This window comes from Micromonospora echinofusca, assembly GCF_017614955.1.
Lineage (GTDB): Bacteria > Actinomycetota > Actinomycetes > Mycobacteriales > Micromonosporaceae > Micromonospora > Micromonospora echinofusca_A.
Map to the genome: position 1 here is coordinate 25,124 of NZ_WVUH01000035.1, position 6,125 is coordinate 31,248.

Consider the following 6,125-nt stretch of genomic DNA (forward strand, 5'->3'; position numbering starts at 1 on the left):
CTCAGTCCCAGTCCAGGCCGCCGCGCCGCCAGACGTAGGCGTACGCGACGAAGACCGCGACGATGAACAGGACCATCTCCACGAAGCCGAAGATCGGCAGGGCGTCGAACGAGACCGCCCAGGGGTAGAGGAAGATGATCTCGATGTCGAAGACGATGAAGAGCATCGCCGTCAGGTAGAACTTGATCGGGAACCGCCCGCCGCCGACCGGCTGAGGGCTCGGCTCGATGCCACACTCGTACGCGTCGAGTTTGGCCTTGTTGTAGCGCCGCGGTCCGGCGAAGCGGGCGGCGCCGACCGAGAAGAGCGCGAAGCCCGCGGCGAGGGCGAACAGCCCGATGATGGGTGCGTAAGGCGAGAGCGACATGGTTTTCTCCTGCTCGTCCTTCCCTGCCCTCGAAATGGTCAGCAAAAATCACAATATTCACAGCCGTAAGGGTCACCCCGCGCGGGGTGGACGTTGACCACTACACGGCCGGTGCCACCTTCGTCATCGCGTTGATGACCCGGTCCATCGCGTCCCCGCCACGGGGGTCGGTCAGGTTGGCCAGCAGCTTGAGCACGAAGCGCATCAGGGTGGGGTGCGGCATGCCGTGCCGGGTGGCGATCCGCATGATCTCCGGACGGCCGATCAGCTTGACGAAGATCCCGCCCAGCCGGTAGTACCCGCCGTAGCGGGCCTTCAGCTCGGCCGGGTACTGCGCCAGCGCGCGTTCCCGTTCGGCACCCGCCGGCCGGGCCAGCGCCTGCGCCACGACCTCGGCGGCCAGCGCACCGGACTCCATCGCGTACGCGATGCCCTCACCGTTGAACGGGTTGACCATGCCGCCGGAGTCACCGACCAGCAGCACACCCCGGGTGTAGTGCGGTACCCGGTTGAAGCCCATCGGCAGCGCGGCACCGAGGATCGGGCCGTCGGCGTTGGCGTCGTCGGTCATCCCCCAGTCCTCGGGGGTGGTGGCGAGCCAGTCGGTGAGCAGTCGGCGGTAGTTCGTCTTGCCGAAGGCGGACGAGGAGTTGAGCACCCCGAGGCCGACGTTGACCCGGCCGTCGCCCATGCCGAAGATCCAGCCGTACCCCGGCAGGAGCTTGTCCGGGTTCTCCTTGCTGCGCAGTTCCAGCCAGGATTCGAGGTAGTTGTCGTCGTGCTTGGCGGGCGAGCGGTAGTACCGCCGGACCGCGACCCCGATCGGACGGTCCTCCCGCTTGGCCAGGCCGAGGGCGAGCGGGAACCGGCCGGAGACACCGTCGGCGGCGACCACCAGCGGCGCGTGGAAGGCGGTCGGGACCTTGTCCGGGCCGACCTCGGCGTTGACGCCGACGACCCGACCGGTGGCGTCCAGCACCGGGGACATCACGTTGACGCCGGTACGCAGCTCGGCGCCGACGGCGACCGCGCGCTTGGCCAGCAGGTCGTCGAAGTCGAGCCGGGTGCGTACCAGGCCGTAGCTGGGGAAGCTGGCCAGCTCGGGCCAGTCCAGCTCCAGCCGGATGCCCCCGCCGATCACCCGCAGTCCCCGGTTGTGCAGCCAGCCGGCCTCGGGCGAGGTGTCCACACCCATGCTGACGAGCTGCTTCACCGCCCGCGGGGTGAGCCCGTCGCCGCACACCTTCTCGCGGGGAAACTCGGTCTTCTCCAGCAGCAGCACCCGTACGCCGTGCCGGGCGAGGTGGTACGCCGTGGCCGAGCCGCCGGGACCGGCGCCCACGACGATCACGTCGGCGTCGTGCTCCATCGCGGTCATCCGGGCCTCCTCCCAGCGCTCGTGAAATGCTTCACAAGCCAGTCGAGGAGGGAGTCTATGACCGCCACGACACCGCCCCGGGGTTAGGGGTACCTAACTTGCCGAGGTGACGGGGATCTCAGCCCTCGAAACAGGGGTCCGTGGGAGCCCTTCCGGCGCCCCGCGAAGCGATCCCCACGCTCACCCCGGGTACCCCGGACCGGAAACCGGACAGCATGGCCGAAAAACAATCGACACACAGTGACAACCGAGCGATGTTACGCGAATCACTCCCGGGTTGCCACCGACACGTCGGGTGCGATCACCGTGGCCCTGTCGGACCCGGCCGACTCGGCGTCCGCGACATCACGCCGGATCGCCTCGGGCAACTGGTCCCGGAGCACACCTCCGGCGGCCCGGTCGAGGGCGGCCAGCACCTCGGCGACGACCTGCCGCACCCCGGCCGGGTCGGCGCCGGCAAGCTGCCGCAGCTCCGCGACGAGATCGCTGGCGTCGGTGCCCTCCGCCGCCACGCCGGCCGGGTGCTCTGTGCCCGTCATGGGGGCCAGCCTACCGGCCAAATCGGACTAATTGCCGATAACCCCGGAAATCTTCGCCAGGCCGGAACCCCCGGTGGCGACGTCCGGTGACGGCGTCAGGGCGGTGGCGTCCGGTGACGGCGTCAGGGGCGGATGCCCCGGTGCAGCGCCACCACACCCCCGGTCAGGTTGCGCCAGGCCACCTTGCCCCAGCCGGCACCGCTGATCCGCCCGGCCAGGGCCTTCTGGTCCGGCCACGCGCGCACCGACTCCGCCAGATAGACGTACGCCTCCGGGTTGCTCGACACCGTACGGGCGACCGCCGGCAACGACCGCATCAGGTACGACAGGTAGACGGTCCGGAACGCCGGGTTCGTGGGCGTACTGAACTCGCAGACCACGAGCCGGCCACCGGGCCGGGTGACCCGGGCCAGCTCGCGCAGTGCCGCGTCGGTGTCGGCCACGTTGCGCAGGCAGAAGGAGATGGTCACCGCGTCGAAGCTGGCGTCGGCAAAGGGCAGCCGCAGCGCGTCCCCGGCGAGCAGGGGCACCAGTGGACGGCTCCGCTTGCCCGCGTACAGCATGCCGAGGGAGAGGTCGACGCCGACCGCGTACGCCCCGGAGCGGGCCAGTTCCTCGGTCGACACACCGGTACCGGCACCCACGTCGAGCACCCGCTCGCCGGGGAGGAGATCCAGTGCCTGCCGGGTGGCCCGGCGCCAGCCCCGGTCCTGCCCGAAGGAGAGCACCGTGTTGGTCAGGTCGTAGCGGGAGGCCACGCCGTCGAACATCGCGGCGACCTCGTGCGGCTGCTTGTCCAGGCTGGCCCGGTGGCCCTGCGGGATACGGCTCACCCCTCCACTCTGCCAGCCGCCCGTGGCGTACCGGCACCGGCCTCGGCCCGCGTCACGCCCGTCACGTGCCGACGGGGCGTCGGCGGCCTGGCCGCCGGCGCCCCGTCGGGTACGGATCCGCCGGTCAGACGGTCGGCTTCTCGTCGCCCGGGGTCACCAGCACGACCCGACGACGGCGGGCCAGTACGAAGAGCACCGCACCGGCGGCGAGGACGGCCAGGCCGATCCCGCCGATCAGGCCGGCCTGCGCCCCGGTCACCGGCAGCGGCCCACCGCCACCGGCCCCACCGTCACCGTCACCCGGTGCGGTCGGTGCGACGGTGGGCGTGGCCGTACCGGTCGGGGTCGGGCTCGGGGAGGTCTTCTCCCCCACGAAGATGTCGAAGACCGAGTTGTTGTCCGCCTCGTCGACCTCCTCGAAGGTCTTCCGCTGCGTACCCGTCGCCCGGCGCGGCTCCTCGGCCGGCTCCTCGCCGGTCGCCCGGTCCAGCCCCACCGCGAAGAGCACACCGGGGGTGAGCACCTTCCCGGTCACGTCCGCGCCGACCTTCACCCGGACCGCGTCGGTCCAGAACTCGCCCGGCTCCAGCACCAGGCCGCTCTCCTCGCAGTACGCGACGGTGAGGTCACCGAGCGACTGCTGCTCGCAGCTCTCCGGCAACTCGGCGAAGGTGGCGCCCTTCGGCAGGCTGAGGCCGTAGAGGACACCGGTCGCCCGGCTGCTGCCGCCGTTGTAGACCACCCAGTCCAGCGGCGCGGTGTCACCGGGCGCGACCGGCGTCAGGCCGGTCTCCCCGGCGGAGTCGGCGTCCACCACCACGTCGGCGTAGACGTCCTGGGACCAGGCGCTCAGGTCGTACCCCGGCTTGGTGACCGTGATGTCCACCGTCTCGCTGTTGTTCCCCTCCTGCGGGTCGGGGTTGTCCGACCGCACGGTGACCGTCAGGGACCCGCCGTTGCCCTTGCCGCCGGTGCTGAACAGCGGCAGACCGAACTCACCGGTCGTCCCGCCGGCCAGGTCGCCGAGGAGGCAGGTGAATCGGGTGCCGGAGACCGTGCACCCGTCGGGGATCAGGTAGCCGACCCGGTTGGCCTTGAGTTCGGCGGTGTCGACGGTGACCGTCACGTTCCGCGCCGTCACCGATTCGGTGAGGTTGTAGACGGTGAACTTGAAGGGCTTCAGGTTGGCCTCGGTGACGCCCTTGGCCAGCGCCGAGCTGACCGGTACGACCGCGAGGTCCGCCTGGTCGGCGGCGTGTGCCGGGGCGGCGACGGTGGCGAGCCCACCGGCGGCCAGCAGGGCGACGGCACCGAGGCGCGCCAGGGTGGAACGGTTGTGCGAAATCATCGATACCCCGGGGGAAAGGGAAGACAGAGGGCGAGCGGACGCTATCCGACGTGAACCCGTCACGCCAGCAGTCCACACCGGTGAGCAGGAAATTCATCCGACGGCAGCCCGACCGTCGGCCGTCCGGGCAACGTGATCGACAAACGACAGCGCCGGTTCACGGTGGGGTGCGGCAGCCCGGTCACGGTGGACGGACACCGCGGGCGGGGTGTCGACCACCCCGCCCGCAGTGCCGTGCATCTATATGAACGGCCCGCGCGGGCCGATGGAGGACGACTGCCGGAATCACCGGGCGCCGACTGGGTACGGCGCCGACAGCAACCGGGCTGACCTGCGGAAAGTAGCTTCCCACGGGCGGGTCCGCCATCGGTGTGATGGAGCCGTTATCAGCCTGACGTCATTCGTCCATCGAATCGACGACGAGCGCTACCGTGCGGTCACTGCGCGTCGACCAGCGGCAGCGACCGGCGGGCCCCGCCGCCCGGCAGGGCGATCGACGAGAAGTGCGACACGACCCGGTCGTCGGTCGGGTCGTCGGCCGGGGTGTGGTGCACGGCGAGCCGCCGGTACAGGGTGTCCCGCTGGGCCGGGATCCGGTCGGCGGAACGGATCATGCCGATCAGTTCGTGCAGGTTGGAGCGGTGCCGGGCACCGGCCGAGGAGATGACGTTCTCCTCCAGCATGATCGAGCCGAGGTCGTCGACCCCCATGTGCAGGGCGAGCTGGCCGACGTCCTTGCCGGTCGTCAACCAGGACGCCTGGAGGTGCGGCACGGTCTCGAAGAACAGCCGGGCCACCGCGACCAGCCGCAGGTACTCCAGAGCGGTCGCCTGGGTACGCCCCTTGAGGTGGTTGTTCTCCGGCTGGTACGTCCACGGGATGAAGGCCCGGAAGCCGCCGGTCCGGTCCTGCACGTCACGGATCATGCGCAGGTGCTCGATCCGCTCGGCGTTGGTCTCGCCGGTGCCCATCATCATCGTCGCGGTCGACTCCAGGCCCTGCCGGTGGGCCAGCTCCATGACCTCCAGCCAGCGGGCGCCGGACTCCTTGAGCGGGGCGATGGCCTTCCGTGGCCGGTCCGGCAGCATCTCGGCACCGGCACCGGCGATCGAGTCCAGCCCGGCAACCTTGATCCGGGCGATCGCCTCGTCCAGGCTCACGCCGGAGACCTTCGCCATGTGCAGGATCTCGCTCGGGCCGATCGAGTGGATGGCGAGCTGCGGGTACGCCTGCTTGACCGAGGAGAACAGCTCCTCGTAGTACTCGACGCCGTAGTCGGGGTGGTGGCCGCCCTGGAGCATCACCTGGGTGGCCCCCAACTCGACCGCCTCCCCGCAGCGGCGCAGGATCTCCTCGGTCGGGTGGGTCCAGCCCTCGCGGTGCTTGGGCGCCCGGTAGAACGCGCAGAACTTGCACGCCGTCACGCAGACGTTGGTGTAGTTGATGTTGCGATCGATCAGGTACGTCACGATGTTGTCCGGGTACCGGCGTCGGCGTACCGCGTCGGCGGCCTCGCCCAGCGCGTGGAAGGGCGCGTCGGTGTAGAGCAGCAGCGCCTCCTCGGGCGTGATCCGCCCGCCGTCCGCGCCACGCTGCAGGATGCTGTCGATCTCCCGGCTCGTCGTCACGGTTCCGAGGGTACGTCGCCCGGTTCCCGCCC

Annotated in this window: 6 protein-coding genes; all 6 read right to left on the reverse strand. The window is 70.5% G+C overall.

Translation table 11 applies throughout. The annotated features are described in order from the left end of the window. Position 1: 1 nt before the first annotated feature. Positions 2-367, reverse strand: a complete 366-nt coding sequence (locus tag GSF22_RS06960; RefSeq protein WP_208812017.1) for an NADH-quinone oxidoreductase subunit A — start codon at positions 365-367, stop codon at positions 2-4. A 100-nt stretch (positions 368-467) separates the two neighbouring features. Then, entirely contained in the window at positions 468-1,745 is a 1,278-nt protein-coding gene (locus GSF22_RS06965) for a geranylgeranyl reductase family protein (RefSeq protein ID WP_208812019.1), read from the reverse strand. A gap of 266 nt (positions 1,746-2,011) precedes the next feature. Continuing rightward, positions 2,012-2,284 carry a hypothetical protein gene (locus tag GSF22_RS06970; RefSeq protein WP_244366490.1) on the reverse strand — a complete coding sequence of 91 codons (273 nt, stop codon included), beginning with the start codon at positions 2,282-2,284 and terminating at the stop codon, positions 2,012-2,014. Between the two features lie 122 nt (positions 2,285-2,406). Then, positions 2,407-3,117 carry a demethylmenaquinone methyltransferase gene (locus GSF22_RS06975; protein ID WP_208812021.1) on the reverse strand — a complete coding sequence of 237 codons (711 nt, stop codon included), beginning with the start codon at positions 3,115-3,117 and terminating at the stop codon, positions 2,407-2,409. Positions 3,118-3,241: 124 nt separating this feature from the next. Then, on the reverse strand, positions 3,242-4,465 hold the full coding sequence (locus GSF22_RS06980) for an LPXTG cell wall anchor domain-containing protein (RefSeq protein ID WP_208812023.1): 1,224 nt from the start codon (positions 4,463-4,465) through the stop codon (positions 3,242-3,244). A gap of 437 nt (positions 4,466-4,902) precedes the next feature. Further along, positions 4,903-6,093 (reverse strand): cyclic dehypoxanthinyl futalosine synthase, encoded by a 1,191-nt coding sequence (gene mqnC, locus GSF22_RS06985; RefSeq protein WP_208812025.1) that lies wholly within the window; start codon positions 6,091-6,093, stop codon positions 4,903-4,905. Positions 6,094-6,125 lie beyond the last annotated feature (32 nt).